The sequence below is a fragment of the Streptomyces sp. STAM6 genome, from assembly GCF_054963715.1.
This window is the reverse complement of the sequence record NZ_JBUEFZ010000001.1, coordinates 508,087-534,583: the sequence shown is the minus strand read 5'-3', so window position 1 is coordinate 534,583 and position 26,497 is coordinate 508,087. Positions and strand designations below refer to the sequence as shown.

Below are 26,497 nucleotides of genomic sequence, written 5' to 3'. Positions count from 1 at the left end.
CGACCGCGCCGACGCCGAACACCGCCACCTCGTCCACTACCGCGAACTCGCCCGCACCACCGACCCCGAGCTGCGCGGCGCCGGGCAGCGGGCCGCCATCGCCCGCTTCCAGCTCGAATACGAGAACCTGCGCACCGCCCTGCGCCGGGCCGTCGCCGCGGCCGACGAGCACGAGGCGCTCTGCCTCGTCCTCTCCCTCGTCTGGTACTGGCACGTGCGGGACCTGCGGGCCGACGCGCTGCACTGGGCGGAGGCCGCCGCCGCACTCGGCCCCGACCCGTTCGCCGCCCCCGTCGCCGTCGCCCCACCCCTCTACGAGCGGTGCACCGACACCCCACCGCCGATGAGCGACGAGCAGCTGTGGGAGGCACGCCGCGGCGCGCAGCTGATCCAGCTGGTCAACATGGACCACCAGTCGCAGCGGTGGACCACGCCGGAGGGACTCGACCAGCTGCGCCGGGTCTCCGCCGCCTACCGCCCCGGCCTGCCGCAGACCTGCCGCATGCCGGGCTCCCTCTGGTTCTACGCGGTGCTGATCGTCGGAGACGCCGACCGGTTGCGCCTGCTGCTGGACCGGACCGTCGAGGCCTGCCGGGAGCTCGGCTACGTCTGGGAGCTGGCCTGCGCGCTGCAGATGCGCGCCAACGTCCTGGCCAATCGCAGCGACTGGGCGGGCGAGGCGACCCTGGACGCCGACGAGAGCCTGGAGCTCTTCCTCCGGCTCGGCGACTCGTGGGGCGCGGCCGAGGCACTCTCCTCACGGGCCGAAGCCCGCGAGCGCAAGGGCGAGTTGCGGGGGGCGGCCGAAGACTTCCGGGAGGCCGTCGTCCACGCCGAACGGCTCGGCGCCCAGGCCCAGACGGCCCTGCTGCGCGCCCGGTACGCCGGAACCCTGATCGAAATCGGCCGGGGCGCGGAGGGCGAGCGCATCCTGCGCGAACTGCTCGCCCAGGGCCGCGCCTGCGGCCACGAGGCCATCCCCGTGGCCGGGCTGCTCCTGACGCTGTGGCTCGGCCGCACCGGCCGCACCGACGAGGCACGGGCCCTTCTGCACCAGGTGCGCGAGCAGTTCCGGTCGGAGGCCATGGCGCTCTTCGACGGCATGGTGGTCGGCACGCTGGGCTGGCTGGAGAACCTCGACGGCCGGTACGCGAAGGGCCTGGACCTCGCGGCCAGGGCGCTCGAAAGCGCCCGCGAGCCGCTGTCGATGATGGTCGCTCCGCACATGCCCGCCGTCCAGGTGGTCATCGCCGCCTGGGCGCTGGCCGGCCTCGGCGGCGAGTCGGCGCGTACGGCCGCCGTGCTGCTCGGCGCGGTCGACGGCCTGCTGCCGGCCGGGCACGTGCCCGCCCCGGGCGAGCGGCAGAACCGGGAGCGGGCGACGGAGCTGACCCGGGCCGCGCTCGGGGACGCGGCCTTCCGTACCGCGTACGCCGAGGGCGGCGGCCTCACGATGGAGGAGACCGCCGCCCTGATCCGGCCCCACGGGGTCAGGTCTTCTTCCGGAACCTGGAGACCGCGAGCGGAGCGGTCACCAGGGTGATGGCCGCGGCCCAGCCCAGGGTCATCCACACCGAGTGGGCGACCGGGCCGCCGTTGATGAGGTTGCGGGCGGCGTCGGCGAGGTTCGACAGCGGGTTGTAGTCGGTGAACGTCTCCAGCCAGCCGGGCATGGAGCTCGGCGGGGTGAAGATCGACGAACCGAACTGGAGGGGCAGCAGCACCAGCATCGCCATTCCCTGGACGGCCTGGGCCGTCTTCACGGTGAGACCGAGCAGGATGAAGACCCACATGAGGGACGCGCCGAAGACCATCGACAGGGCGACCGCGCCGAGGAGGTCGAGCACGGACGTCTTGATCTCCAGACCCAGGACGAAGCCCATGCACAGCAGGATGGTCGTGGCGACGAACATCCGGCCGGTTTCGACCACGATCTTCGCGATCAGGACGGACGACCGGGCGATCGGCATGGACCGGAAGCGGTCCATCACACCCTTCTTGAAGTCGTCGTTGACGCCGGTCCCGACGGCCATCGCGATGTTCATGCCCTGCATCGCCATCAGGCCGGGGACCAGGTAGTTGACGTAGGCGTCGAGGTTCCCCTTGCCGGAGATCGCGCCGCCGAAGACGAACACGAACAGCAGGGTGAAGATGACCGGCATCAGCACGGCGTCGAACATCGACTCCGGGTCCTGCTTGATCTGCAGGGCATTGCGCCGGACCAGGGCGCCGATGTGGCGGAGGTTGGCCCGCGGTCCGATGCGACCGTCCGGGGCCGCGGTCGCGGCGGTCATGGGCTCGGCGGCAGTTGCCGTACTCATGCGGCGACCTCCTCGAGGATCGTGTCGGACACCGGCGCCTTCTCGCCGGTGATGGCCAGGAACACCTCGTCCAGGCTGGGCATGTGGGTGCCGATGTGCGCGACGCCGAACCCGCGCGCACCCAGCAGTCCGACCACCGCGGTGAGTTGTGCGTCGCTGAGGATCGGCACGTACAGCCGGCCCTCGTCGGGGACCACGGTCGCGCCCGCGATGCCGTCGAGGCCGGATTCGCGCAGCGCGGAAGCCATCGCCGGCAGGTCGGCCGGGTCGGCCGGCCTGATCCGCAGGGTGCGGCCGCCCACCTTGGCCTTGAGCTCGTCGACCTCCCCCTGGGCGATGACCCGGCCCCGGTCGATGACGGTGAGCTCGTGCGCCAGCTGCTCGGCCTCCTCCATGTACTGGGTCGTGAGCAGGACGGTGGCGCCCTCGGCGACCATCCGCCGGACCTCGTCCCACACCTCGTTGCGGGTGCGGGGGTCGAGGCCGGTGGTCGGCTCGTCCAGGTACAGCACGGCGGGCCGGCCGACCATGGAGGCGGCCAGGTCCAGGCGGCGGCGCATACCGCCGGAGTAGGTCATGGCGGCGCGCTTCGCGGCGTCGGTCAGTGAGAACCGCTCCAGCATCTCGTCGGCGCGCCGCCGGGATTCCTTGCGGGACAGATCGAGCAACCGCCCGATCATGTAGAGGTTCTCCCAGCCGGACAGCTTCTCGTCGACCGAGGCGTACTGGCCGGTGAGGCCGATGGTGCGGCGCAGCTGACGCGGCTGGCGCACCACGTCGTACCCGGCGACGGTCGCCGTACCGGCGTCCGGGACGATCAGGGTGGACAGGCAGCGGACGAGCGTGGTCTTGCCGGCGCCGTTGGGGCCCAGCACGCCGAGGACGGTGCCCTCGCGCACATCGAGGTCCACCCCGTCGAGCGCTTTCGTCCCGCCGTAGTGCTTCACGAGGCCTCGTACCTCGACGGCGTTGTTGTCGGATCGCTTCATGTCCCCCATGGGACCAGCCGTCACCGACAGGTCGCCGACAGCTCACCGACAAGCGGCCTACAGCGGGAGAAGGCGCAGGTCAGGAAGGGTTTTCAACGCTTGGCGTAGTCGCCGAAACCGACCCAGTCGAGGACGACGCACGGCTCGTCGCCAAGGACCCAGGCGTCGTGGCCGGGGTCGACGGCCATGAAGTCGCCGGGTCCGTACTCGGCGCTCTCGCCGTCGTTCATCACGACCTTCATCCGGCCGCCGACCACGTACCCGGCATGTGCGGCCTGGCAGCTGTCGGTCCCCGCGATCGGCTTGACGTGCTTGGACCACTGCCAGCCCGGCTCGAAGACGGCCCGGCCGACCGGACCACGGTCGGTGTTGAGCACGTCGAGCCTGCCCTTGTCCTCCTCGAACGGGCGGGTCTCGTCGGCGGAGTCGAAGTTCTTGCGTACGATCCCGGCCATGCTGACCGCCTCCCGGCGGTGGAGAGTGGGCCCCCGAGTCCACTTCCAGGCTACGTCCGCGACATGCCGACAGCCCGCCGATGGGGGAAGTCGGCGGGCTGTCGTCTGTACCGGGAGTGGCTAGTGGAAGGTGTGCTCCTCCTGCGGGAACGTTCCGCCCACCACCTCGTCGGCGAACGCGCGCGCGGCGTCCCCGAGCGTCCCGCGGAGGTCGGCGTACTGCTTGGTGAAGCGCGGAACCCTGCCGCCGGTCAGCCCGGCCATGTCGGTCCAGACGAGCACCTGGGCGTCGGTGTGCGGGCCGGCGCCGATGCCGATGGTCGGGATGTGCAGGGACCGGGTCACCTCGGCGGCCAGCTCGGCCGGCACCAGCTCCAGGACCACGGCGAAGGCGCCCGCGTCCTGGGCGGCCTTGGCGTCCCGCAGCAGCCGGTGCGCGTCCTCGTCGCCGCGGCCCTGCACCCGGTAGCCCATGGTGTTGACGGACTGCGGTGTCAGGCCGAGGTGCGACATGACGGGGATGCCGGCCTGGACCAGCATCTCCGTCTGGGGCAGTGAGCGCTCCCCGCCCTCCAGCTTGACGGCGCCGACACCCGCCTCCTTGACCAGCCGGGTCGCGGAACGCAGGGCCTGCACGGGCCCTTCCTGGTACGAGCCGAACGGGAGGTCGCCGACGACGAGGGCGCGCCTGGTGCCCCGTACGACGGCGGCGGACAGCAGCGTCATCTCGTCCATCGTGACGGGCACGGTGGTGTCGTAGCCGAGGTGACAGTTGCCCATGGAGTCGCCGACGAGCATGACCGGGATGCCGGCCTCGTCGAAGACGGACGCGGTCATCGCGTCATAGGCGGTGAGCATGGGCCACTTCTCACCGCGCTCCTTGGCGGCGGCGATGTCATGGACGGTGATACGGCGAGTGCCCTTGCCTCCGTACAGCGCCTTGCTGCTGTCGGCGGACCGCTGCTGGGCAGCCTGAAGCGTCATGGTGAAACGGCTCCTTCGTCATCTCGAGGCGCCCTGACGGCGTCCCCGGACCACGTCCATGGTGGCACCTCGTGCCGCGCGTGGGGAAGTGGGCCCGTTCACAGTGCCGCAATCCACACGGGGTGCCGCTCGGCCGCCCCGTACGGCCCAAGATCCGGTCTCCCGGGGCAGTGCCGCGACCGATCCTGGTTACGCTCGGACACATGTCGCTACCGACCGTGCCAGCGGGGCGCGACCCGGTGCCGGAGGCCATCCACCGCCGCCGCTGGACGATCCTCGGCGTCCTGACGCTCAGCCTGATCATCGTGGTGCTGGACAACTCCATCCTGAACGTGGCGGTCAAGACCATCGCCGGCCCCGCCCCCAGCGGCCTCGGAGCCACCCAGAGCGAGCTGGAGTGGGCGATCAGCTCCTACACGCTCGTCTTCGCCGGGCTGCTCTTCACCGCCGGACTGCTCGGCGACCGGCTGGGCCGCAAGAAGGCCCTGCTGTTCGGACTGGTCGTGTTCGGCACCGGCTCGGTACTGGCCGCGATGTCGGGCTCGCCGGCCGAACTCGTCGTGTACCGCGCGGTGATGGGCTGCGGCGGCGCGTTCGTGATGCCCGCCACCCTCGCCGTCCTGATGAACGTCTTCGAACGCGACGAGCAGCCCAAGGCCATCGGCGTGTGGACGAGCAGTGTCGGCCTCGGCATCGCCATCGGCCCGGTGACCGGCGGTCTGCTGCTCGAACACTTCTGGTGGGGGTCGATCTTCCTGGTCAACGTGCCGGTCGTGATCGTCGCCCTGATCGGGATGATGCTGCTGGTGCCCGACTCCAGGGACCCGAGGCCCGGGCGGCTCGACCCGGTGGGCGTACTGCTGTCCGTCGTCGGGCTGGTGCTCCTGGTGTACGGGATCATCCACGGCGGCTCCCTGGCCGACTTCACCACCCCGTCCGTGCTGCTGCCGGTGCTCGCCGGACTCGTGGTGCTCACGGCCTTCGTCCTCTACGAGCGGCGCTGCGACCACCCCGCGCTCGACGTCGCGTACTTCCGCAAACCGGCCTTCTCCGCCGCCGTGGCCGCCATCGCGCTGGCCTTCTTCGCGCTGATGGGTGTCACCTTCTTCGCCGCCTTCTACCTGCAGAGCGTGCGCGGCTGCAGCGCCCTCGGGGCCGGGCTGCTGATCCTGCCGGTCGCCGTCGCCCAGCTGATGTTCGCGCCCCGGGCGCGGCTGGCGGTCCAGCGGTTCGGAGCCAGGGCCGTCTGCACGGCCGGGATGCTGCTCGTCGCGGCCTGCCTCACCTGCTTCGCCTGGTACGACGCGTCGACACCGCTGTGGGTGCTGGAGGTGGTCTTCTTCCTGCAGGGCACCGCCATGGCCCATGTCATGCCACCCGTGACGGTCAGCGTGATGCAGTCGCTGCCGCGCGAGAAAGCCGGCTCCGGTTCGGCCGTCAGCAACACGCTCCGGCAGGTCGGCGGGGCCCTGGGGGTCGCCGTACTGGGCTCGCTGCTGTCCACCGTCTACCGCGGCCGGATCGAGGGCACGATCGAGAGGCTCGCCGCCGGCGCGGTCCCGGCCGGGGCGCGGCACGCGGCCGGTGAATCCGTCGAGGCGACCCTCGCGGTGGCCGCACGACTCGGTCCGGCCGGGCGGGCGCTGCTCGGACCGGCCCACGAGGCGTTCCTCCACGCCATGCACCTCACCGCCCTCGCCTCGGCCGCCGTCGCCCTGACCGGAGCGGCCGTCGTCGCCCGTTTCCTCCCCGGCAAAGGCCCCGCCCAGGAGCTCGTCACCCCCGCACGGACGGACGCGTCGGCCACTCTGCCGCGATGACCCGAAGGTGTCCGGCACCGGAAGATCCCGGTCAGAAGTATGCGCGTTCTGTTACAGCCGTCGCCCCACCCGCCACCTCCGGAACCCGCCGCACCGTCACGTCGTCCTCGTGGCAGTACGGCCGTTCCTCCCGATCGCCTAGGGTCGTGTCCGGGACGGCACGTACGGCACAGCACGACACGCAGGGCGAGCAAGGCAAGCGAGGACGACGAATGGCGCAGGTGGACATGACGGAGACGGGGAACGGCGGCGCGGAGAGCGGGCGCACCGGATCCCGGGTCCGGTCGGTGGCCGACCGCTGGCGCCGCGATCCCGGCATCTGGCGGCGGGGCGTCCTGCTCGCCGTCTGCGCGGTCCTGCTCACGCTGCTGATGATCCTGCACGCCCAGATCCCGAACAAGATCGGCAACCTCGGCTCCCTCGCCGAGACGTTCCTGCCGTGGTTCGGGGTGTTCGTCCCGGTGATCCTGGCGGCCGCGCTGTGGCGCCGCTCCGCCACCGCGCTCATCGCACTGCTGGTCCCGTCGGTGGTGTGGCTCAACTTCTTCGGCGGCCTCGTCACCGACAAGTCCGCCGCGGGCGGCGACCTCATGGTGGTCACGCACAACGTGAACGCCGACAACCCGGACCCCGAGGGCACGGCCCGCCAGGTGGCCGCCTCCGGGGCGGACGTGGTGGCGCTGGAGGAGCTCAAGGCCGACATGGTCCCGGTGTACGAGAAGGCGCTGGCCGGCTCGTACTCGTACCACTCCGTCCAGGGCACCGTCGGCCTGTGGAGCAAGTACCCGCTGAGCGAGGAGCGCCCGGTCGACATCCGGCTGGGCTGGACCCGCGCGATGCGCGCGACCGTCGCCAGCCCCAAGGGCGACATCGCGGTCTACGTCGCCCATCTGCCGTCCGTGCGGGTCAAGCTGAACGCCGGCTTCACCGCCAACCAGCGGGACAACAGCGCCGACGCGCTCGGCGAGGCGATCGCCCGCGAGAGGCTCGGCCAGGTCGTCCTGCTCGGGGACCTCAACGGCACCATGAACGACCGCTCCCTGAACGCGGTCACCTCCCAGATGCGCTCCACACAGGGCGCGGCGGGCGACGGCATGGGCTTCAGCTGGCCCGCCGCGTTCCCCATGGCACGCATCGACCAGATCATGGTGAAGGGCGTCGAGCCGATCGCCTCGTGGACGCTGCCCGAGACGGACAGCGACCACCTCCCGATCGCCGCCCGGATCGCCATCTGACCCGGCCGCACGGCGCGGAGCGCGCCCGTACACCGAAGGGGGCCTCCCGCGTCTCGCGGGAGGCCCCCTTCGCGCGGGACCGGACGGTCAGCCCGTCTTCTCGCGCCAGCGGTTCGTGATCGGCAGGCGCCGGTCCTTGCCGAAGCCCTTGGCCGAGATCTTGGTGCCCGGCGGGTACTGCCGCCGCTTGTACTCCGCGACGTCCACCAGCCGCAGCGTCCTCGCCACCAGCTCCTCGTCGAAGCCCGCCGCGACGATCGCGTCCTTGCCCTGGTCCCGGTCCACGTACAGCTCCAGGATCCGGTCCAGGACGTCGTAGTCCGGCAGGGAGTCCGTGTCCACCTGGCCGGGGCGCAACTCGGCGCTCGGCGGCTTGGAGATCGAGTTCTCCGGGATCGGCGGGGTCTGGCCCCGCTCCTCGGCCGCCCGGTTGCGCCACTTCGCCAGCCGGAACACCGACGTCTTGTAGACGTCCTTGATCGGGCCGTACGCGCCGACCGAGTCGCCGTACAGCGTCGAATAGCCCACCGCCAGCTCGGACTTGTTGCCCGGCGCCAGCACGATGTGGCCCTCCTGGTTGGAGAGGGCCATCAGCATCGTGCCGCGGAGCCGCGACTGCAGGTTCTCCTCCGCCAGGCCCGTCAGACCCAGCGAACCCATGTAGGCGTCGAACATCGGCTCGATGGGCACGGTCCGGAAGTTGAGCCCGGTGCGGCGGGCCAGCTCGGCCGCGTCGCCCCGGGAGTGGTCCGAGCTGTACTTCGACGGCATCGAGACGCCGTACACGTTCTGCGCGCCGAGCGCGTCACAGGCGATCGCGGCGACCAGGGCCGAGTCGATGCCGCCGGACAGGCCGACCAGCACCGAGCGGAAACCGTTCTTCGCGGCGTACGCGCGCAGGCCCACGACCAGCGCCGAGTACACCTCCTCGTCGTCCTCCAGCCGCTCCGCGTACCCGCCCGTCAGCTCGGGCTCGTACGCCGGCAGCGGCTCCTCGGACAGCACCACCCGCTCGATCCGCAGCCCGTCGTCCACACGCTGCCCGTCAGCGGCTGCGCCGCGGGCGCCGGCCGGCTCCGCCGGGGCGGCCGGCAGATCGAGGTCCAGGATCACGCTGCCCTCGGCGAACTGCGGGGCCCGGGCGATGACGTCGCCGGCCGCGTCGACCACGATCGAGTCACCGTCGAAGACCAGCTCGTCCTGGCCGCCGATCATCGCCAGATAGGCGAGGGTGCAGCCGGCCTCCTGGGCGCGCTTGCGCACCAGCTCCAGGCGGAGGTCGTCCTTGTTCCGCTCGTACGGCGAGGCGTTGATGGAGAGCAGCAGCCCCGCGCCCGCGCTGCGGGTGGCCGGCACCCGGCCGCCCTCCTGCCACAGGTCCTCGCAGATGGCGAGCGCCACGTCCACCCCGTGCACCCGGATCACCGGCAGGGTGTCGCCCGGCACGAAGTACCGGAACTCGTCGAAGACGCCGTAGTTCGGCAGGTGGTGCTTGGCGAACGACAGCACCACCTCACCCCCGTACAGCACGGCCGCGGCGTTCTGCGGCGCGCCTGCGGGCTGTCCGTACCGCGGCTGCGCCTTCTCGGAGCGGTCCAGATAGCCGACGACGACCGGCAGGTCCCCGAGGCCCTCGTCCGCGAGGCGGACGGCCAGCGCGCGCAGCGCCTTCCGGGAGGCCTCGACGAAGGACGACCGCAGGGCCAGGTCCTCCACGGGGTAGCCGGTGAGCACCATCTCGGGGAACGCGACGAGGTGCGCCCCCTGCGCGGCCGAGTGCCGGGTCCAGTGCACGACCGACTCGGAGTTCGCGGCGAGGTCGCCGACGGTCGAGTCGATCTGATTCAGAGCGAGGCGAAGTTGAGGCACGCGCCCAGTGTAATCGTCAAAGCGACGCGATGTCCTTGCGTGGACGGTGTGGGGCGCCCCACGTGAGCCCGGAGGCGGCGGGGGCCGGGACCGCGGCGACCGGTCCGGGCGGGGCCCGCGCGAGCCCGGGTGCCGTTCGGCCGGATGCGGTGGGATCGCGGAGGGTGGTCGGGAGTGGTCCGGCGGCGTCGGCGGAGCCCGGGGGAGCCGGGTCCGCGAGGTGGGCCGGGAGCGCCGGCTACGCGTCCGAGGCGCGTACCGGCCCCCTGCGCGGCCACCGCGGCGCCCGTGCCGCCGTGCTCCGCCGGACGGCCCGGGGCGTGCACGGCGACGATGGCCGGGAGCAGCGCGACGAACGGCAACGGCCGTCCGCACCACACCCCGCCCCTCAGGTCCTGGGCAGCCGCTTACCCTCGCCGGACATAACCGCATGGCAGGGTGGCCCGCAGTGCCGACGGCAGAAGGGGCGAGGGGGAGACATTGAGTTTCGTACGAGTCGGGGGAGTGGCGCACCACGTGGTGGTCGAGGGCAGTGGCCCGGTGTGCGTCCTGAGCGCGGGCCTCGCCATGGGCTGGTTCGACTGGGACCCCGTCGTCCCGCTCCTCGCCCCGCACCGGACCGTCGTCCGTTTCGACCGTCCCGGCCACGGCCTGAGCGGCCCCGCCGACGTGCCGCCGAGCGCCGCCGGTGAGGCGCACCGCATCGCGGGCCTCCTCGACGCGCTCGGACTCGCGGACAGCGGCCCGGCGACCGTGGTGGGGCACTCCATCGCCGGGTTCCACGCGGAGGCCTTCGCCCGGCTGCACCCCTCCCGTACGGCGGGGGTCGTCCTCGTCGACGCGTCCGTCGAGGAACACGCGCGCGTGCCGGCCGCGCCCGCCGTCCGCACCGCCGTCGCACGCGGCCTCGGCAGCGCGCTCACCGCCGTCGGAGCGCCCGCCGCCCTCGGCCCGCTCACCCGCCGCGCCGTCGTACGTCTCTCCCGCCCCGGACACGCCGCCGACCCCGCGCCCGCCGCGCTCCTGCGCCGCTGCTACGGCACCTCGCGCGTGCTCCAGGGCGCCCTCCTGGAGAACACCCACTACCAGGCCGTCGCCGCCGAACTGCTCGCCCTCCGCGACCGCTTCCCCCTGCCCGGCGGTGTGCCCGTCACCGTGCTCGCCGCGCCCTGGGGCGCCTCCGACCGGTGGCCGGCCCGCCAGCGCGCCCTCGCCGACCTGCTGGGCGCCCGCTTCGAAGCAGTGCCGGACTCGGGCCACCTGGTGATGCTGGACCGCCCGGACGCGGTGGCCGACGCCGTACTGGGCCAGTCGGCCTGACACCCGCACGGCCCCCCGCCGGGAGAAGGTGAGGGCGGCGGCCCAGCGGCCCGACGGGCGCCGCGGCCGGGCGGACGGGCGTCGCGGCGGACAGGCGGACGGGTGTCGCCGCACCGGGCGGACGGGCGCCGCTTGCCAAGGCGGACCGACCCGCGCACGGGCACGGGAAAGGTCGGACCCGGGCACGGGAAAGGCGTGGCACGCCGGCGCCACGCCTTCTGCCCGGTCGAGGGGCCCGTGCGGAACGGTTATCCCTGAGCCCCCTGCGCGTAGACCTTCTCCGCCCAGCTCGCGATCTGGTCCTCGCTGAGGTGACGGGCCAGGTCCGCCTCACTGATCATGCCGACCAGACGCTTGTTCTCGATCACCGGCAGCCGGCGGATCTGGTGGCCCTGCATCTCCTGCAGGACCTCGCCGACGTCCGCGTTGGCGTCGATCCAGCGAGGCGTGCCCTTGGCCATCTCACCGGCCGTGACCCGCGACGGGTCGTGCCCCATCGCGACACAGCCGACCACGATGTCGCGGTCCGTGAGGATGCCGCACAGCCGCTCGTTCTCATCGGCGATGGGCAGCGCGCCGACGTTCAGATCACGCATCAGCTGCGCGGCGCGGTCGAGGGTCTCGTGGGCGGGGAGCCACTGGGCCCCGGGATGCATGATGTCCTTGGCGGTGGTCATGGGGTGCGTACCTTTCGTCAACGCAGTTCACGCCGTACGTCCCCGAGCGCCTCCCATTCTCGTCGCCTCCCCGCCCACCCGCGACCGCGCGGCGACGGTCCTACGGCTTCGCGCCCCGCTTCCGCAGCAGGTCCGCCATGAGCGCGATCTCCGACTCCTGGGCGTCGACCATGCCCTGCGCCAGCTGCCGCTCGACGCCCACCTCGCATGTGGTGACACAGCCCTGTGCCATGTGCACGCCGCCCTTGTGGTGGTCGGTCATCAGCCGCAGGTAGAGGATTTCCGCCTGCTTGCCACTCGCCCGGCGCAACTCCTCCAGCTGGGCCTTGGTGGCCATACCGGGCATCAGCCCGTCCGCGCCGTGGGCGGGCATGCCCATCCACGCCATCGGAGCCCGGTCCATGGCGACCTTCGGCAGTCCCCACAGGTCCAGCCAGCCGAGCATCATGCCGCGCTGGTTGGCCTGCGTGTTGGCGATGTCGTACGCCAGCCGTCGCACCTCGTCGTCGGTGGTGCGATCGCGGACGATGAACGACATCTCCACCGCCTGCTGGTGGTGGGCCGCCATGTCGCGGGCGAACCCGGCGTCGGCCGAGTCCACCGTCGGCGTGCCGGGCGCGGCGGAGCCCCCGTCGCCCGCCGAGGCGACCGTGGCCGCCCCGGCGAACAGCAGCGCGAGCACGACCGCGGCGATCGCGGCCCAGTGCGTGCGGTTCAGCGTCAGCGTCACTGCCGGCCCATCCCGTTGGTGCAGGCGGCGCCCGGCTCGGGCGTCTGCGGGCCCTGCACGTACTTGGTGAAGAACGCGTCGACGCGCGGGTCGTCCGCGCCGTCGACGGTCACCTGCTTGCCCCACGCGCTGAGCATGATCGCGCCGGCCTGATCCTTGACCGGGCTCATCAGCGAGTAGGGCGTCTTGCCGACCTTCTTCTCCAGCTCGGCGACGTCCCCGGCCGGGGCCTTGTCGTTGTACGTCACCCACACCGCGCCGTGCTCCAGCGAGTGGACCGCGTTGACCTCGGGGATCGGGTTCTTGTAGACGTCGCCGTCGCAGTTCATCCACACCTGGTGGTGGTCCCCGCCGACCGGCGGCTTCATCGGGTACTTCACGGGCGTGGTGACGTGGTTGCGGCCGAGCTTCTTCGCGTCCCAGGACTTCTCGGCCGTGATGGGGGCCTTGGCGGCGGCCTCCTGCTGCTGCTTCTCCTCGTTCTCCTTGGTGAGCACGTATCCGCCGAAGCCGACGAGACCGGCGACGACCACCGTGCTCAGGGAGATGGTGATGATGCGGTTGCGGCGCTCGCGGTTCCGCTCGGCGCGGCGCATCTCCTCTATTCGGGCCCGGCGGTCGGCGGTCGTGGAGCGGTTGGCAGCCATGGGGGTGTCCTTCTCTGCTGGTTCGGGTTCGTGCGCGGACGTGCGGGACGGGCTCGGGACCGAGGCCCGAGCACCCGGCCTAGGTCCGCAGAACCTGAAGGACGTGCAGGCCGGGAGCGCGCTGCCGGGCGTCGGTGAGCGCGGCCCCGTGGGCGGCGCCGGCCTGCCGCAGCCGGGTGAGCCCGTCCGCCTGCGGCGGCGGGTCGAGCGGCGGGACGGTGAGCACCGCGGGCGTGAGGTACGGGAAGAGACCGCAGTCGCCCCGCTCGTAGGGGCAGCTGTACTCGGTGGCCTGGATCGCGAGGGTCATCCGGACGCGGGTGTCCTCGTGGTCCCGGGCCGCGGCCGAGTGGTCCGGCCCGAGGCAGAGGAAGAGCGCGGCGAGGAGCGTCGCCATGGCACCCATCAGCGCCATGGGACGCCGGACTGCCATGGGACGCGGGATGCGGTTGAGTCGCGGGCCCCCCATGGGCGCCGATGGTAATGGCCGCGGCCCTTCCCTGGGCCAGACGGGGTGCGGAATCGGGTACGGAAATCAGCCGCCGCCGCGGTCGCCGTCCCGGTGGGTCGCGCCCTCGCCGCCGGGCCGTCCCACTCCGTCGGACGTGCTCAGCGCCAGCAGCGCCACGTCGTCGGCGACCTCGCCCGCGTACGCCGACAGGTCGTTCCACACCGCACGGACCAGCTCGACCGGCGGGCCGGGCCGGATGCGCTCCGCCAGCGGATAGAACACCCCCGCCCCGTCCCGGGCCTCCGTCACCCCGTCGGTGTGCGCGAGCACCACCTCCGAGGGCCGCAGCGGCACGGTCACGGTGGCGGGCGGCCGGAACTCCCCGAGCCCGAGCCCCAGCGGCGCACCCGGCACCACCACCACCTCACGGGCCCCGTGACCGTCCACCAGGAGCGGCGGGGGATGGCCGCAGCTGAGCACCCGGACCGCCGATCCGTCCGGCGGGATCTCCATCAGCACCGCCGTCGCGAACAGCTCCGCGTCCTTCCGCCCGTGCGACGTCGCGTCCAGGACCAGCCGGCGGTCGAGCCGCGCGGCCACCCCGGCCAGCTCCCGCTCGTCCAGCACCGCCTCCCGGAAGGTACCGAGCAGCGCCGCCACGGTCCCGACGGCGGCCAGCCCGTGCCCCTGCACATCGGCGACGACGGCCCGTACCCCGAACGGCCCCGGCTGTACGTCGTACAGATCACCGCCCACCAGCGTGTCCCGCTGCGCCGCCCGGTACAGCGCCCCGCACCGCACCGGCCCCACCCGCTCGGGCAGCGGCGGCAGCACGGCGAGCTGGGCCGCCTCGGCGACCGTGCGCACCGACACCAGCTGGGCGTCCCTGCGGGCCCGGATCCAGGCCAGGACGACGCTCACCACGCCGATCATCCCGAAGGCCAGCAGATCGCCGTACGTGACGTCGTCCGCGCGGATCACGGGCAGCATCAGCAGCGCGAAGAGCGTCCCCGCCACCAGCGCGGTGCCGAGCATCCCGTACACGAGCGACGTGAGCGGGGGGACCACGGCGAACGCGAAACCGAGCTGCACGCTCTTGGGCGTGGTGAGCTGGACGATCACCAGGAGGATCATCATCAGCCACGGAAGCAGGCGCACCCAGCCCGGCGTGCGGGCACCGGGCAGCGCTTGCACGCCACGGTCCATAGGCCCAGTCTGCGAGGCCACCGTTACGTACGCCACAGAGGTCCATGCACTATGGGTTCGCAACGTGCACGAAACCGTGTGGTGGCATGCTGGCCTGATCAGCGAGGATGGGTGTGGAAATGGACAAGCAGCAGGAATTCGTGCTTCGAACGCTCGAGGAGCGCGACATTCGCTTCGTGCGCCTGTGGTTCACGGACGTGCTCGGCTTCCTCAAGTCGGTCGCGGTCGCCCCCGCGGAGCTTGAACAGGCCTTCGACGAGGGCATCGGCTTCGACGGCTCGGCGATCGAGGGCTTCGCCCGGGTGTACGAGTCCGACATGATCGCCAAGCCGGATCCGGCCACGTTCCAGATCCTGCCGTGGCGTGCCGAGGCACCCGGGACGGCCCGGATGTTCTGCGACATCCTGATGCCCGACGGGTCGCCCTCCTTCGCCGACCCCCGCTACGTCCTCAAGCGCATCCTGGCGAAGACCTCCGACCTCGGCTTCACCTTCTACACCCATCCCGAGATCGAGTTCTTCCTGCTGAAGGACAAGCCGCTGGACGGCTCCAAGCCGACCCCCGCCGACAACTCCGGATACTTCGACCACACGCCGCAGAACGTCGGCATGGACTTCCGCCGCCAGGCCATCACCATGCTCGAATCCATGGGCATCTCGGTGGAGTTCAGCCACCACGAGGGCGCGCCGGGCCAGCAGGAGATCGACCTGCGGTACGCGGACGCGCTGTCGACCGCCGACAACATCATGACGTTCCGCCTGGTCATGAAGCAGGTCGCGCTGGAGCAGGGCGTCCACGCCACGTTCATGCCGAAGCCGTTCTCCGAACACCCCGGCTCCGGCATGCACACCCACCTCTCCCTCTTCGAGGGCGACCGCAACGCCTTCTACGAGTCGGGCGCCGAGTACCAGCTGTCCAAGGTGGGCCGCTCCTTCATCGCGGGCCTGCTGAGGCACGCGGCGGAGATCTCGGCCGTCACCAACCAGTGGGTCAACTCCTACAAGCGCATCTGGGGCGGCTCCGCCCGCACGGCCGGCTCCGGCGGCGAGGCCCCCTCGTACATCTGCTGGGGGCACAACAACCGCTCGGCCCTCATCCGCGTCCCCATGTACAAGCCGGGCAAGACGGGCTCCTCGCGGGTCGAGGTCCGTTCCATCGACTCCGGCGCGAACCCCTACCTGACCTACGCGGTCCTCCTGGCGGCGGGCCTGAAGGGCATCGAGGAGGGCTACGAACTCCCGGCCGGAGCCGACGACGACGTCTGGGCCCTCTCCGACGCCGAACGCCGCGCGATGGGCATCGAGCCGCTCCCGCAGAACCTGGGCGAGGCGATCTCCCTGATGGAGCGCAGCGAACTGGTGGCGGAGACGCTGGGGGAGCACGTCTTCGACTTCTTCCTGCGCAACAAGAAGCAGGAGTGGGAGGAGTACCGCTCCGAGGTCACCGCGTTCGAGCTCCGCAAGAACCTGCCGGTGCTGTAAGCCCAGGTCAGGCCTGGGCCCACCCCTGCACGGCACTCCGGGCCGGCGGTCGATGACCGCCGGCCCGGAGCTGTGTCACGTGCCGGTGGGCCGTCTGCGGGCCGTCGGGCGTGGGGGAGGCGGCCTCGTACACACCGTCCACGGCCTTCCGCGTCCGCCCGTCGCTGCCGGGCATCAGACGCGTGCAGACGCGGAGGGTGAAGCCGGGATCACTGTGCCCGAGGTACGTGCTCGGCGCCTTCACGGTCTCTCCGGCGTCCAGCGGAACCGACGCGTAGAAGTGCCGGAGCGCATGATCGGGGGCACGCGGGTCAGCGCCACATGCCGTTCGTGATGTCCCCGAGCGGGTGCTCCGGGCCGCCGCCACCGACCGTCGGCCCGGAGCACCGGCCGCGGGGTCAGCGTTCCGACAGCTCCGACGGGGCCTCCTGGACCGTCCATGTGTTGCCGTCCGGGTCCTTGAAGAACATGAACGAGTTCCAGGTCTCGCCCTTGCCCTCCTCCCAGCCCGTCGGGCCGACGTGCTGGACCGGGCTGACGTCCACGCCGCGCGCCGTGAGTTCCTTGCGGGCCGCCTCGATGTCCAGGACGCACAGCTGCGGGCCGTGCAGCGTGCCCGGCTGCATGTGCGTCTGGCCGGGGGCGGCCGGCAGACCGGACTCCAGGGCGATGGAACAGCGAGAGCCCGGCGGCGTCAGCTGGATGATGCGGATGCCCGGTGCCACCTCGGTGTCGAGGTCCACCTTGAATCCGCACTTGTCGCCGTAGAACTCCTTCGCCCGGTCCAGGTCCGTGACCGGGACGGGAACGACCTCGAGCGTCCAGTTCATTCGGGGCAGCCTCCTGACGGGTCGGCCGGCGGGTCCGGCCGAACACCCTCCCGATTCTGGTGCCCGGCCCCGCACCGGCGCGCGCCGAACGCCGGACTTCGCCGGACGCCGGGCTCACCGGAATCAGCGGGCCGGCGTCCAGCGCAGCCGGCCGTCCAGCCCCACCGTCGCCGTGCCCGCCGGGGTGCCCGCGGGGGCGCCGGTGAACAGGGAGTGGTCCGCCGCCCACTCCCGGGCCCCGCCCAGCGGCGCCCACGCCAGCGCGCCCGACCGCGACCGGACGGCCAGCCGGTCGCCCGCCGCGCTGATCGAGCCGTATCCGGCCACAGCCGACGTGCCCGGGACCTCCCGCACCGGCGACGGCCGACCGCCACCGGCGAACCGGACCGAGCGGACGGCTCCCGAGGCCGGCTTGCGGAACCAGAGCCGTACACCGTCGGCGCCGTCCGGGGACGTACTGAGTGCGACCGTCGTGGCGGGCAGACCGGTCGCCACCGGGCCGGTCACCGGAGCGGTGGGCGTCGCCCGGGTCCACGCCAGGACCGTCTTCGGCGTGCTCACGAAGACGTAGCCGCGCCCGGTCGCGTCCGTGGCGGCCACCGGGTCGCCCCGCAGATCGTCGCCGCCGGCCGGACGCCAGCCGGACCAGCCGCCGCCCGGCCGCTGCTCGCTGACCGCCAGCCGGTGCCCGGCGTTCCGCACGTACGCCGACATCCGGCCCGCGCCGTCCACCAGCACCGCCGGCAGGCTGATGTCGGAGGTGCCCGCCTCGTCGTCCCGCTCCGGCGTCCCGAGCGACGTCCACGCCCCGAACGCCCCGCCCGGCGCCGCCTGCACGCTCGTGACCACCTCACGGCGGTAGTCCGACGCGTCCTCGCCGAGGACGGTACGCGTGGCGAACACGGCGATCCGCCCGTCCGGCAGCCGCGCCGAGGTCACTCCACTGTCGAGGCCGCCGCCCGGCCGGAGCTCCGGCCCGGCCCAGTCGTCCGAGCCCGCCGCCTTCCGCCACACGGCCAGCCGCCCGTCGAGAACGCCGAAGGCGTACAGCTCGCCGTCCTTGCCCTCCCGCACCCACGAGGTCGACTCCCCGCGGGTGTAGCGGATGGACTGGGCCCAGCCGTGCCCGGCCGGCCGTGCCGCCACCTTGCGGTCGCCGCAGCCCGCCGGGTCCTCGCAGTAGTCGGTGTGGTCCGTCCACGCGTACGTCTTGAGCGTGCGCAGCTTCGCCCCGGTGCTCTGCGGGTCCAGGCTGTGCGCCAGCCCGCCGGTGCCGTAGCCGAGGTAGGTCTGCACCCCGAAGGCCGGGTGGCCCGGGGATTCGGCGTACCGGGCGAGACCCGCCTGCACGAACCGGGCGCCGTACATGTGGTCCTGGTGGTCGGACAGCTTGCCGGTCTTGTCGTCGCGCCCCGGTGTCGGGTCCATCATCCGCACGAACGTCGGCTCGAAGCGCTCCAGCACACCCGCGATCGTGTCGACGACCTGCTGCTTGGTGTACGAGAAGCCGTCCCGGACGGGGGAACCCGCGGCGAGCTGCGAACCGAGGGAGTCGATCCGGCCGTCCCACAGTCCGCGCAGGCTGTTGGGCCGGTCGCCGCTGATGCTGCCCGCCTCGCGCAGCTGCACCCACACCAGGCTGATCTGCGGCTTGGCCCGCAGGGTGTCGAGCTCGGCGCGGGCGCCGCCCGCGGTGGTGAGGGTGGTGCGGTCCCAGGGGCTGGTGCGGTTGCCGGTGGCCATCTCGGCGTACGCGGCGCGGATGCCGTTCTGCCGGGCCTCGGCGTAGGCCGCCTTGTCGGCGCGCGGCTTGGGGTCCTGGCGCCGGGCGTTGCGGCCGTCGGACTCACCGGCGGTGAGGTAGACGGAGGTGAGGCTGTGGCCGGAGCGTATGGAGTGACCGGTGTCCGGGTTCATGAAGAACAGGTCGTCGTCCGGGTGCGCCATGAACTGCACGACCGACTCGCCGCCGGTCCGCACCGGCTTGATCGCGAGCTCCTCGGGCACACCCCTGCTCGGCACGTCGGACGCGTCCGACGACCCGGTGGTGAGGGCCAGCGTGCCGCCGGTGATGCCGACGAGCACGGCGAGCGGCGCGGCTATCAGCAGCGCGCGACGGGAGAGGGGCATGGCGGGGCGAGGCATGGCGGGCGGCTTCCGGGGTGCGGAGGGAATGGGCGAACCGGGAGGGAAGAGGTGGTTCGCCCGCACGGGGTTCATCCGCCGGGCCGGTGGCCGGTGTGCGATGCCTCACGTCCGGCCGTGACCGGCCCCCACCCCTGCTGCGGCCGTGGATGCCCGTTCCCGGATAGGCTCGGCACGAGGACGTGAAGGCCAGTGAGCCGAAGGGGCGGCAGGCGCCCCGGAGGCGAACCGGGCCTCCGAGACGACGGGAGCCGTTGTGCCGGTGCCGGGGCGCAGGAGCAGTACCTTCACCCGACTGCTGCGGCACGGATTCACCGATCCCTCCGCCGCCGAGCGCCTGCTGGACTCCGCGGCGCTGTCGGCCGTGCGCGGTGACTCCGTCCTGCTCGACGCGCTCGGGGCGACCGCCGATCCCGACCTCGCGCTGCGGGGGCTGGTGCGCCTCGTGGAGGCACAGCCCGGGAACGGGGAGCAGTCGCTGCTCGGGACCCTCATCAGCGCCAAGCCGCTGCGGGACCGGCTGCTGGGGGTGCTGGGGGCGTCCGAGGCGCTCGGCGACCACCTCGCACGGCACCCGCTGGACTGGCAGGCACTGGTCACGTACGAGTCGGCCGATCTCCACCCGGGGGTCGCCGAGTTCGAGCGGTGCCTCGCCGGCGCCACGGACCCGGTGTCGCTGCGCGTCGCCTACCGGCGCTGCTTGCTGGCCATCGCGGCCCGCGATGTGTGCGGCACCATCGACGTCGCCGAGACCGCGGCCGAGCTGGCGGATCTCGCGACGGCCACCCTGCGCGCGGCGCTCGCCATCGCCCGCACCGCCGCGCCCGAGGACGCCGCGCTGTGCCGGCTCGCGGTGATCGCGATGGGCAAATGCGGCGGCAATGAGCTGAACTACGTCTCCGACGTGGACGTGATCTTCGTCGGCGAGCCGGTCGACGGCGCCGACGAGGACAAGGCGCTGCGGGCCGCGGCCCGGCTGGCCTCGCATCTGATGCGGATCTGCTCCGAGACGACGGTCGAAGGGGCCATCTGGCCCGTCGACGCCAATCTGCGGCCCGAGGGCAGGAACGGGCCGCTGGTCCGGACGCTCACCAGCCACCTGGTGTACTACCAGCGATGGGCCAAGACGTGGGAGTTCCAGGCGCTGCTGAAGGCGCGGGCCGTGGCCGGCGACCCGGAGCTCGGCGCCGCCTACATCGAGGCCGTGTCGCCGCTGGTCTGGCAGGCCGCCGAGCGTGAGAACTTCGTCAGCGACGTGCAGACGATGCGCCGGAGGGTCGTCGACAACATCCCGGCCGCCCAGGTGGAGCGCGAGCTGAAACTCGGCCCCGGTGGGCTCAGGGACGTCGAATTCGCCGTGCAGCTGCTGCAGTTGGTGCACGGCCGCAGCGACGCCACGCTGCACAGCGGAACCACACTGGACGCGCTCGGGGCGCTCGCCGCGGGCGGCTACGTCGGCCGGGTCGACGCCGCCCAGCTCGACGAGGCGTACCGCTTCCTGCGCGCCATGGAGCACCGCATCCAGCTCTTCCGGCTGCGCCGGACGCACCTGGTGCCCGAGGGCGAGGACGACCTGCGGCGACTCGGGCGGTCCCTGGGGCTGCGGACCGATCCGGTGGCCGCGCTGAACCGGGAGTGGCGGCGGCACGCCGCTGTGGTGCGCCGGCTGCACGAGAAGCTGTTCTACCGGCCACTGCTGGACGCGGTCGCCCAGCTCACGCCGGGGGAGACGCGGCTCAGCGCCAAGGCGGCCGGGCAGCGGCTGGAGGCGCTCGGATACGTCGACCCGGCCGCCGCCCTCCGGCACCTGGAGGCCCTGTCGTCCGGTGTCACCAGGAAGGCGGCGATCCAGCGGACGCTGCTGCCGGTGCTGCTGGGATGGTTCGCCGACTCGGCCGACCCCGACGCGGGCCTGCTGAACTTCCGCAAGGTCTCGGACGCCCTCGGCAAGACCCCCTGGTACCTGCGGCTGCTGCGGGACGAGGGCGCCGCCGCGGAGAACCTGGCCAGGGTGCTGTCCGCCGGGCGGCTCGCGCCCGATCTGCTGCTGAGGGCCCCCGAGGCGGTGGCCATCCTGGGCGCCCCGCAAGGGCTCACCCCGCGCGGCCGTGACCACCTGGAGCCGGAGATCCTCGCGGCGGTCGGCCGCGCCGAGGGCGCCGAGCAGGCGGTCGCCGCCGCCCGCGGCGTACGGCGCCGGGAGCTGTTCCGTACCGCCGCCGCCGACATCATCGACTCGTACGGGACGGAGGACCGGCCGGCCGAGGTCGACCGGGGGGCGCTCGTCGACCGGGTGGGCCAGGCGGTCACCGACCTGAACGCGGCCACGATCGCGGGCGCCCTGCGCGCCGCCGTCCGCGACCAGTGGGGCGACACCCTGCCGACCCGGTTCGCCGTGATCGGCATGGGCCGCTTCGGCGGCCACGAGCTCGGCTACGGCTCCGACGCCGACGTGCTGTTCGTGCACGAGCCGCGCGAGGGGGTCGACGAGCAGGAGGCGGCGCGGGCCGCGAACGCCGTCGTCGCCGAGATGCGGCGGCTGCTGCAGCTGCCCACGGCGGATCCGCCGCTGCTCATCGACGCCGATCTGAGGCCCGAGGGCAAGAGCGGCCCGCTGGTGCGCACCCTCAAGTCGTACGAGGCCTACTACCGGCGCTGGTCACTGGGCTGGGAGAGCCAGGCCCTGCTGCGCGCCGAGCCGATGGCGGGCGACCCGGACCTGTGCCGCCGCTTCATCGAGCTGGTCGATCCGCTGCGCTACCCGGCACGCGGCCTCGACGACGCCGCGGTGCGCGAGATCCGCCGGCTCAAGGCCCGCATGGAGTCGGAACGGCTGCCGCGCGGCGCCGATCCGGCCCTCCACACCAAGCTGGGGCGCGGCGGGCTGTCCGACGTCGAGTGGACCGTCCAGCTGCTGCAGATGCGGCACGGGCACGAGGTGCCGGCCCTGCGCACGACCCGCACCCGCCGGGCCCTGACCGCCGCGCGGGGCGCCGGCCTCATCGGCGCGCAGGACGCCCAGATCCTCGACGAGGCGTGGGTGCTGGCGACGCGGGTCCGCAACGGCGTGATGCTGGTCCGGGGGCGGGCCGGCGACACCTTCCCGTCCGACGCCCGGGAGCTGGCCGCCGTCGGCCGCTACCTGGGGTACGCCCCGGGGCACGCCGGAGAGATGGTCGACGACTACCGGCGCACCACCCGCAGGGCGCGGGCGGTGGTGGACGAGCTGTTCTACGGGACCCGGTAGGGGGCGCCGCCACGGGCCCGGCAGGGGCGCCCGCCGGGCACGCCGGGGGCGGTGTCAGCGAAGGGCCTCGGCGGGCTCGGAGTCCTCGGCGGGCTCCGAGTCCTCGGCGGGCCGCGCCGGACTGGACGCCGCGGGCTCCGCCGCGGCGGAACTCACCGCCACGTGGCGGGCCAGCCGGTACGGCGTCGCTCCGTACCAGAAGTACGCCAGGGTGAAGCCGAAGGCCAGGCAGATGAGGCCGCCGACCGCGTCGAGCCAGAAGTGGTTGGCCGTGGCCACGATGACCACCAGCGTCGCCGTGGGGTAGAGCAGACCGAGGATCTTCGCCCAGGGTGCCTTGGCGAGGGCGAATATCGTCAGCCCGCACCACAGCGACCAGCCGATGTGCATCGACGGCATCGCGGCGTATTGGTTCGACATGTTCTTGAGGTTGCCCGAGGCCATCGAACCCCAGGTCTGGTGCACCAGCACCGTGTCGATGAAGTTCTCGCCGTTCATCAGGCGCGGCGGTGCCAGCGGATACAGGTAGTAGCCGAGCAGGGCGATACCGGTGGTCGAGAAGAGCACCAGGCGGGTGGCGGCGTACCGCCCGGGATGCCAGCGGTACAGCCACACCAGGACGCCGATGGTCACGACGAAGTGCAGTGTGGCGTAGTAGTAGTTCATCGAGACGATCAACCACGTCACGGAATCCACCGCGTGGTTGACGGACTTCTCCACGGCTATGCCCAGCGTCTGCTCGGCGCGCCAGATCCAGTCCGCGTTGCGCAGCGCCTCGGCCTTCTGCTCGGGCACCGCGTTGCGGATGAGTGAATACGTCCAGTAACTCACCGCGATCAGAAGGATCTCGAACCAGATCCGGGGACGGCGTGGAGCGCGCATGCGCTGCCAGCGGGTCCGGGAGTCCGCCGGGCGGTCCGGACGCTCCTCGTCAATGGGTGATGGCGTGGCCGTACGGCCCGTACCTTCCAGTGCTCTCACAGTTGTGTCACCCATGGGCCAAGAGTCTGCCAGAAAGGTCCATTGGGTCGATCATCCGTCAGTCGGGTTCTCGGCGCCATCGCTCCGCCTTTCGGAGGACCTCTGACCCTGAGGACCCGAGGCGGTCGAGCCGCGGACCACCAGCTCGGGCATGAAGACGAACTCGCTGTGCGGGGCGGGGGTGCCCCCGACCTCCTCCAGCAGCGCCCGGACCGCCGCCTGCCCCATCGCCTGCACGGGCTGGCGGATGGTGGTCAGCGGGGGGTCGGTGAACGCTATGAGCGGGGAGTCGTCGAAACCAACGACCGAGACGTCCCGGGGGACGTGCAGGCCCAGCTGCCGGGCCGCCCGGATGGCACCCAGGGCCATCATGTCGCTCGCGCAGACGACCGCGGTGCAGCCCCGGTCGATCAGCGCGGACGCCGCGGCCTGACCGCCCTCCAGGGTGTAGAGCGAATGCTGGATGAGCTCCTCGGACTCCTCGGGCGTGAGCCCCAGCCGCTCCCGCATGCCGAGCTGGAAGCCCTCGATCTTGCGCACGACCGGCACGAACCGCTTGGGGCCGACCGCCAGACCGATCCTGGTGTGCCCGAGAGAGGCGAGATGCGTCACCGCCAGCCGCATCGCGGCCCGGTCGTCGGGGGACACGAACGGCGCCTGGACCTTCGGCGAGAAACCGTTGATCAATACGTACGGGACGCCCTTGCCGCGGAGCTGGTCGTAGCGCGTCATGTCGGCGGTGGTGTCGGCGTGCAGTCCGGAGACGAAGATGATGCCCGAGACGCCACGCTCCACGAGCATCTCGGTGAGCTCGTCCTCGGTGGAGCCGCCGGGTGTCTGGGTGGCGAGGACCGGGGTGTAGCCCTGGCGGGTCAGCGCCTGGCCGATGACCTGGGCCAGCGCGGGAAAGATCGGGTTGTCCAGTTCGGGCGTTATCAGGCCGACGAGGCCGGCGCTGCGCTGGCGCAGCCGGACCGGCCGCTCGTATCCCAGCACGTCGAGCGCGGCAAGGACGGACTGACGGGTGGCCGCGGCCACACCCGGCTTGCCGTTGAGCACGCGGCTGACTGTGGCCTCGCTGACCCCCGCCTGGGCTGCGATGTCGGCTAGCCGCGCGGTCATAGGATGCGACTGTACCGGCCGCACGTCAGCTTGCCCACCAGACGCAGGACTCGGCCGGGACCAGGACGGTCCGCGCGCCGGTGTCGTCCGCGCTCTCCGCGGGCAACTCCCGGGCCGGCGCGGGCAGTACGGGTGCGCCTGCGGCCGCCACGGTGTCCGGTGCGCTGGAGAGCAGAACCCGGCCGGGAACGCTCATCTCCACCGCCCGGTCCGTGGTGTTCAGCGTGCACACCAGGTCGCCCCGGCACGGCCCGTCGGCCGTGCCGGTCGCCCGCCGCCGGAACGCCAGCACCCCATCGGGCGCCGGCAGCCACTCGACCGCGTCGCCCGCGCCGAGCGCCGGGTGCGCCCGGCGCAGGGCCAGCGCGCTGCGGTAGAGCTCCAGGGTGGAGTCCGGGTCGCCGGTCTGGGCCTCGACCGACAGCTCGCGCCAGGAGGGCGGCTGCGGCAGCCAGCTCCCGCCCGGGCCGAAGCCGTACGGCGCGCTGTCGCCCGACCAGGGGATCGGAACCCGGCAGCCGTCGCGCAGCCCGTCCTGGCCCTCGCCGCGCAGGAAGGCCGGGTCCTGACGCACCTCGTCGGGCAGTTCGGTGACCTCGGGCAGTCCCAGTTCCTCGCCCTGGTAGACGTAGGCCGAGCCGGGCAGCGCCAGCATCAGCAGCGCGGCCGCGCGGGCCCGGCGCAGCCCCGTCGCGCCCTCGCCGTACCGGGTGGTGTGCCGCACCACGTCGTGGTTGGAGAGCACCCAGGTCGTCGGCGCGCCCACCGAGGTGGTGGCCCGCAGGGAGTCGTCGATGACCCGCCGCAGCGCGGCCGCGTCCCAGGGGCAGTTCAGGAACTGGAAGTTGAACGCCTGGTGCAGCTCGTCGGGGCGTACGTACAGGGCGAGCCGCTCCGCCGACGGCGCCCAGGCCTCGGCGACCGCGATGCGCTCGCCGGTGGTCCCCCCGGCCGAGGAGGAGTACGTGTCGAGGAGGCGCCGCCATGAGCGGTGGATCTCGTGGACACCGTCCTGGTCGAAGAAGGGCAGCTGCTGCGAGCCGATCAGCCGGGCCTGCTCACCGTGGCCGATGTCGGGCATTCCGGGCGCCTTGATCATGCCGTGGGCGACATCCACCCGGAAGCCGTCGACGCCCAGATCCAGCCAGAAGCGCAGCACCGACTCGAACTCGGCCCGTACCTCCTCGTTCTCCCAGTTCAGATCGGGCTGCTCGGGGGCGAAGAGGTGCAGGTACCACTCTCCTCCGGCCTCCGGCCGGGAGGCGCCCCCCTTGCCGTCCGGCACCCCGACGCGGGTCCAGGCGGGGCCGCCGAAGACCGACTCCCAGTCGTTGGGCGGCAGCGAGCCGCCCGGGCCCCTTCCGGGGCGGAAGTGGTAGCGGGCCCGGTGCGGGCCGCCGCTGCGGTCCGCCAGCGCGGCCGTGAACCAGGGGTGCAGGTGGGAGGTGTGATTCGGGACGATGTCGACGATGACTCTCAGACCTAGCGCGTGGGCGGTGCGTACCAGGTCGTCCGCGTCGGCGAGATCACCGAAGACGGGGTCGACCGCCCGGTAGTCCGCGACGTCGTACCCCCCGTCGGCCTGGGGCGAGGCGTAGAAGGGGGTCAGCCACACCGCGTCCGCGCCCAGGGCGGCCAGGTGCGGCAGCCGCTCACGGGCCCCGCGCAGGTCACCGATGCCGTCACCGTCGCTGTCGGCGAAGGAGCGGACGTACACCTGGTAGATGACGGCCTCACGCCACCAGCCCGGACGGTTTCCGGCAGAGCTTGCAAGGCGGAGACCCTCGGGCGCCTGGGCGGGGGAGGTGAGCTCATGGGTCATGTGCGGTGTCCCTCTCGGAGTGGGGGCGCTACGTACAACCAACGAGGTCGGAACGGTAATGAAACGCTCCTGCAAGGATTTACGAAAAGGCTTGCAGAGGGCTCCGGCGGGCCGCAACCCCGCCTGTGACCCGGGAGTACGGGGGTGTCAAGCGATGCATCGGCA

20 protein-coding genes and 2 pseudogenes are annotated in these 26,497 nt (G+C 72.5%); 6 read left to right on the top strand and 16 right to left on the bottom strand.

Features of this window, described 5'->3' with window-relative positions:
• Positions 1-1,543, top strand: a pseudogene (locus ACY34K_RS02405) (AfsR family transcriptional regulator); the annotation flags it as partial.
• Here the strand turns inward: ACY34K_RS02405 and ACY34K_RS02400 are convergent.
• The 4 genes from ACY34K_RS02400 to panB form a co-directional block, all read right to left on the bottom strand.
• Entirely contained in the window at positions 1,491-2,321 is an 831-nt protein-coding gene (locus ACY34K_RS02400) for an ABC transporter permease (protein ID WP_462742700.1), read from the bottom strand. The pseudogene ACY34K_RS02405 and the gene ACY34K_RS02400 sit on opposite strands and share 53 nt — an antisense overlap.
• Positions 2,318-3,319, bottom strand: coding sequence for an ATP-binding cassette domain-containing protein (locus ACY34K_RS02395; protein ID WP_462742698.1), 1,002 nt, complete (start codon positions 3,317-3,319; stop codon positions 2,318-2,320). The genes ACY34K_RS02400 and ACY34K_RS02395 overlap by 4 nt, the downstream gene beginning before the upstream one ends.
• Positions 3,320-3,402: 83 nt before the next feature.
• A complete protein-coding gene (locus tag ACY34K_RS02390; protein ID WP_462742695.1) occupies positions 3,403-3,765 on the bottom strand; it encodes a cupin domain-containing protein in 363 nt (120 codons plus the stop codon).
• 120 nt (positions 3,766-3,885) lie between these two features.
• Positions 3,886-4,749: a 3-methyl-2-oxobutanoate hydroxymethyltransferase gene (gene panB / locus ACY34K_RS02385; RefSeq protein ID WP_462742692.1), complete on the bottom strand. Its 864-nt coding sequence runs from the start codon at positions 4,747-4,749 to the stop codon at positions 3,886-3,888.
• A 203-nt stretch (positions 4,750-4,952) separates the two neighbouring features.
• Here panB and ACY34K_RS02380 point away from each other — a divergent pair, with 203 nt between their 5' ends.
• Together ACY34K_RS02380 and ACY34K_RS02375 are read left to right on the top strand one after the other, a co-directional pair.
• Positions 4,953-6,569 (top strand): MFS transporter, encoded by a 1,617-nt coding sequence (locus tag ACY34K_RS02380; RefSeq protein ID WP_462742689.1) that lies wholly within the window; start codon positions 4,953-4,955, stop codon positions 6,567-6,569.
• A 212-nt stretch (positions 6,570-6,781) separates the two neighbouring features.
• Positions 6,782-7,804, top strand: a complete 1,023-nt coding sequence (locus ACY34K_RS02375; protein ID WP_462742687.1) for an endonuclease/exonuclease/phosphatase family protein — start codon at positions 6,782-6,784, stop codon at positions 7,802-7,804.
• Between the two features lie 87 nt (positions 7,805-7,891).
• Here the strand turns inward: ACY34K_RS02375 and ACY34K_RS02370 are convergent, their stop codons facing one another.
• Complete coding sequence (locus ACY34K_RS02370; RefSeq protein ID WP_462742685.1) at positions 7,892-9,673, bottom strand: NAD+ synthase; 1,782 nt, start codon at positions 9,671-9,673, stop codon at positions 7,892-7,894.
• 480 nt (positions 9,674-10,153) lie between these two features.
• Here ACY34K_RS02370 and ACY34K_RS02365 point away from each other — a divergent pair, with 480 nt between their 5' ends.
• Positions 10,154-10,993 carry an alpha/beta fold hydrolase gene (locus ACY34K_RS02365; RefSeq protein WP_462742682.1) on the top strand — a complete coding sequence of 280 codons (840 nt, stop codon included), beginning with the start codon at positions 10,154-10,156 and terminating at the stop codon, positions 10,991-10,993.
• 248 nt (positions 10,994-11,241) lie between these two features.
• Here the strand turns inward: ACY34K_RS02365 and ACY34K_RS02360 are convergent, their stop codons facing one another.
• The 5 genes from ACY34K_RS02360 to ACY34K_RS02340 all read right to left on the bottom strand — a co-directional run bounded on the left by ACY34K_RS02360 (position 11,242) and on the right by ACY34K_RS02340 (position 14,704).
• A complete protein-coding gene (locus tag ACY34K_RS02360; protein WP_462742679.1) occupies positions 11,242-11,670 on the bottom strand; it encodes a CBS domain-containing protein in 429 nt (142 codons plus the stop codon).
• 100 nt (positions 11,671-11,770) lie between these two features.
• Positions 11,771-12,400 (bottom strand): DUF305 domain-containing protein, encoded by a 630-nt coding sequence (locus ACY34K_RS02355; protein ID WP_462742676.1) that lies wholly within the window; start codon positions 12,398-12,400, stop codon positions 11,771-11,773.
• Entirely contained in the window at positions 12,397-13,047 is a 651-nt protein-coding gene (locus tag ACY34K_RS02350) for a DUF3105 domain-containing protein (RefSeq protein ID WP_462742673.1), read from the bottom strand. The genes ACY34K_RS02355 and ACY34K_RS02350 overlap by 4 nt, the downstream gene beginning before the upstream one ends.
• A 79-nt stretch (positions 13,048-13,126) precedes the next feature.
• Positions 13,127-13,480: a hypothetical protein gene (locus tag ACY34K_RS02345; protein ID WP_462742670.1), complete on the bottom strand. Its 354-nt coding sequence runs from the start codon at positions 13,478-13,480 to the stop codon at positions 13,127-13,129.
• Positions 13,481-13,582: 102 nt separating this feature from the next.
• Positions 13,583-14,704 carry a PP2C family protein-serine/threonine phosphatase gene (locus ACY34K_RS02340; protein WP_462742667.1) on the bottom strand — a complete coding sequence of 374 codons (1,122 nt, stop codon included), beginning with the start codon at positions 14,702-14,704 and terminating at the stop codon, positions 13,583-13,585.
• Positions 14,705-14,823: 119 nt separating this feature from the next.
• On the opposite strand from ACY34K_RS02340, the gene ACY34K_RS02335 reads away from it, so the two are divergent.
• Positions 14,824-16,185 carry a glutamine synthetase family protein gene (locus tag ACY34K_RS02335; RefSeq protein WP_462742664.1) on the top strand — a complete coding sequence of 454 codons (1,362 nt, stop codon included), beginning with the start codon at positions 14,824-14,826 and terminating at the stop codon, positions 16,183-16,185.
• An 88-nt stretch (positions 16,186-16,273) separates the two neighbouring features.
• Here ACY34K_RS02335 and ACY34K_RS02330 read toward each other — a convergent pair.
• The 3 genes and pseudogenes from ACY34K_RS02330 to ACY34K_RS02320 all read right to left on the bottom strand — a co-directional run.
• Positions 16,274-16,480 (bottom strand): annotated as a pseudogene (locus tag ACY34K_RS02330) (hypothetical protein); the annotation flags it as partial.
• Between the two features lie 103 nt (positions 16,481-16,583).
• Positions 16,584-17,015, bottom strand: coding sequence for a VOC family protein (locus ACY34K_RS02325; protein ID WP_462742661.1), 432 nt, complete (start codon positions 17,013-17,015; stop codon positions 16,584-16,586).
• A gap of 123 nt (positions 17,016-17,138) precedes the next feature.
• Positions 17,139-19,145: a PIG-L family deacetylase gene (locus ACY34K_RS02320; protein WP_462742658.1), complete on the bottom strand. Its 2,007-nt coding sequence runs from the start codon at positions 19,143-19,145 to the stop codon at positions 17,139-17,141.
• Positions 19,146-19,416: 271 nt separating this feature from the next.
• On the opposite strand from ACY34K_RS02320, the gene ACY34K_RS02315 reads away from it, so the two are divergent.
• A complete protein-coding gene (locus tag ACY34K_RS02315) occupies positions 19,417-22,407 on the top strand; it encodes a bifunctional [glutamine synthetase] adenylyltransferase/[glutamine synthetase]-adenylyl-L-tyrosine phosphorylase (RefSeq protein WP_462742655.1) in 2,991 nt (996 codons plus the stop codon).
• A 54-nt stretch (positions 22,408-22,461) separates the two neighbouring features.
• Here the strand turns inward: ACY34K_RS02315 and ACY34K_RS02310 are convergent, their stop codons facing one another.
• From ACY34K_RS02310 to ACY34K_RS02300, 3 genes are read right to left on the bottom strand one after another with little or no spacing between them, the layout of a single operon-like run.
• Positions 22,462-23,403, bottom strand: a complete 942-nt coding sequence (locus tag ACY34K_RS02310) for a phosphatase PAP2 family protein (protein ID WP_462742653.1) — start codon at positions 23,401-23,403, stop codon at positions 22,462-22,464.
• A gap of 36 nt (positions 23,404-23,439) precedes the next feature.
• Positions 23,440-24,510, bottom strand: a complete 1,071-nt coding sequence (locus ACY34K_RS02305; protein WP_462742650.1) for a LacI family DNA-binding transcriptional regulator — start codon at positions 24,508-24,510, stop codon at positions 23,440-23,442.
• Between the two features lie 25 nt (positions 24,511-24,535).
• The gene (locus ACY34K_RS02300; RefSeq protein ID WP_462742647.1) at positions 24,536-26,332 is read right to left on the bottom strand and encodes a glycoside hydrolase family 13 protein; all 1,797 of its coding nucleotides are present in this window, start codon (positions 26,330-26,332) and stop codon (positions 24,536-24,538) included.
• Positions 26,333-26,497: the final 165 nt, after the last annotated feature.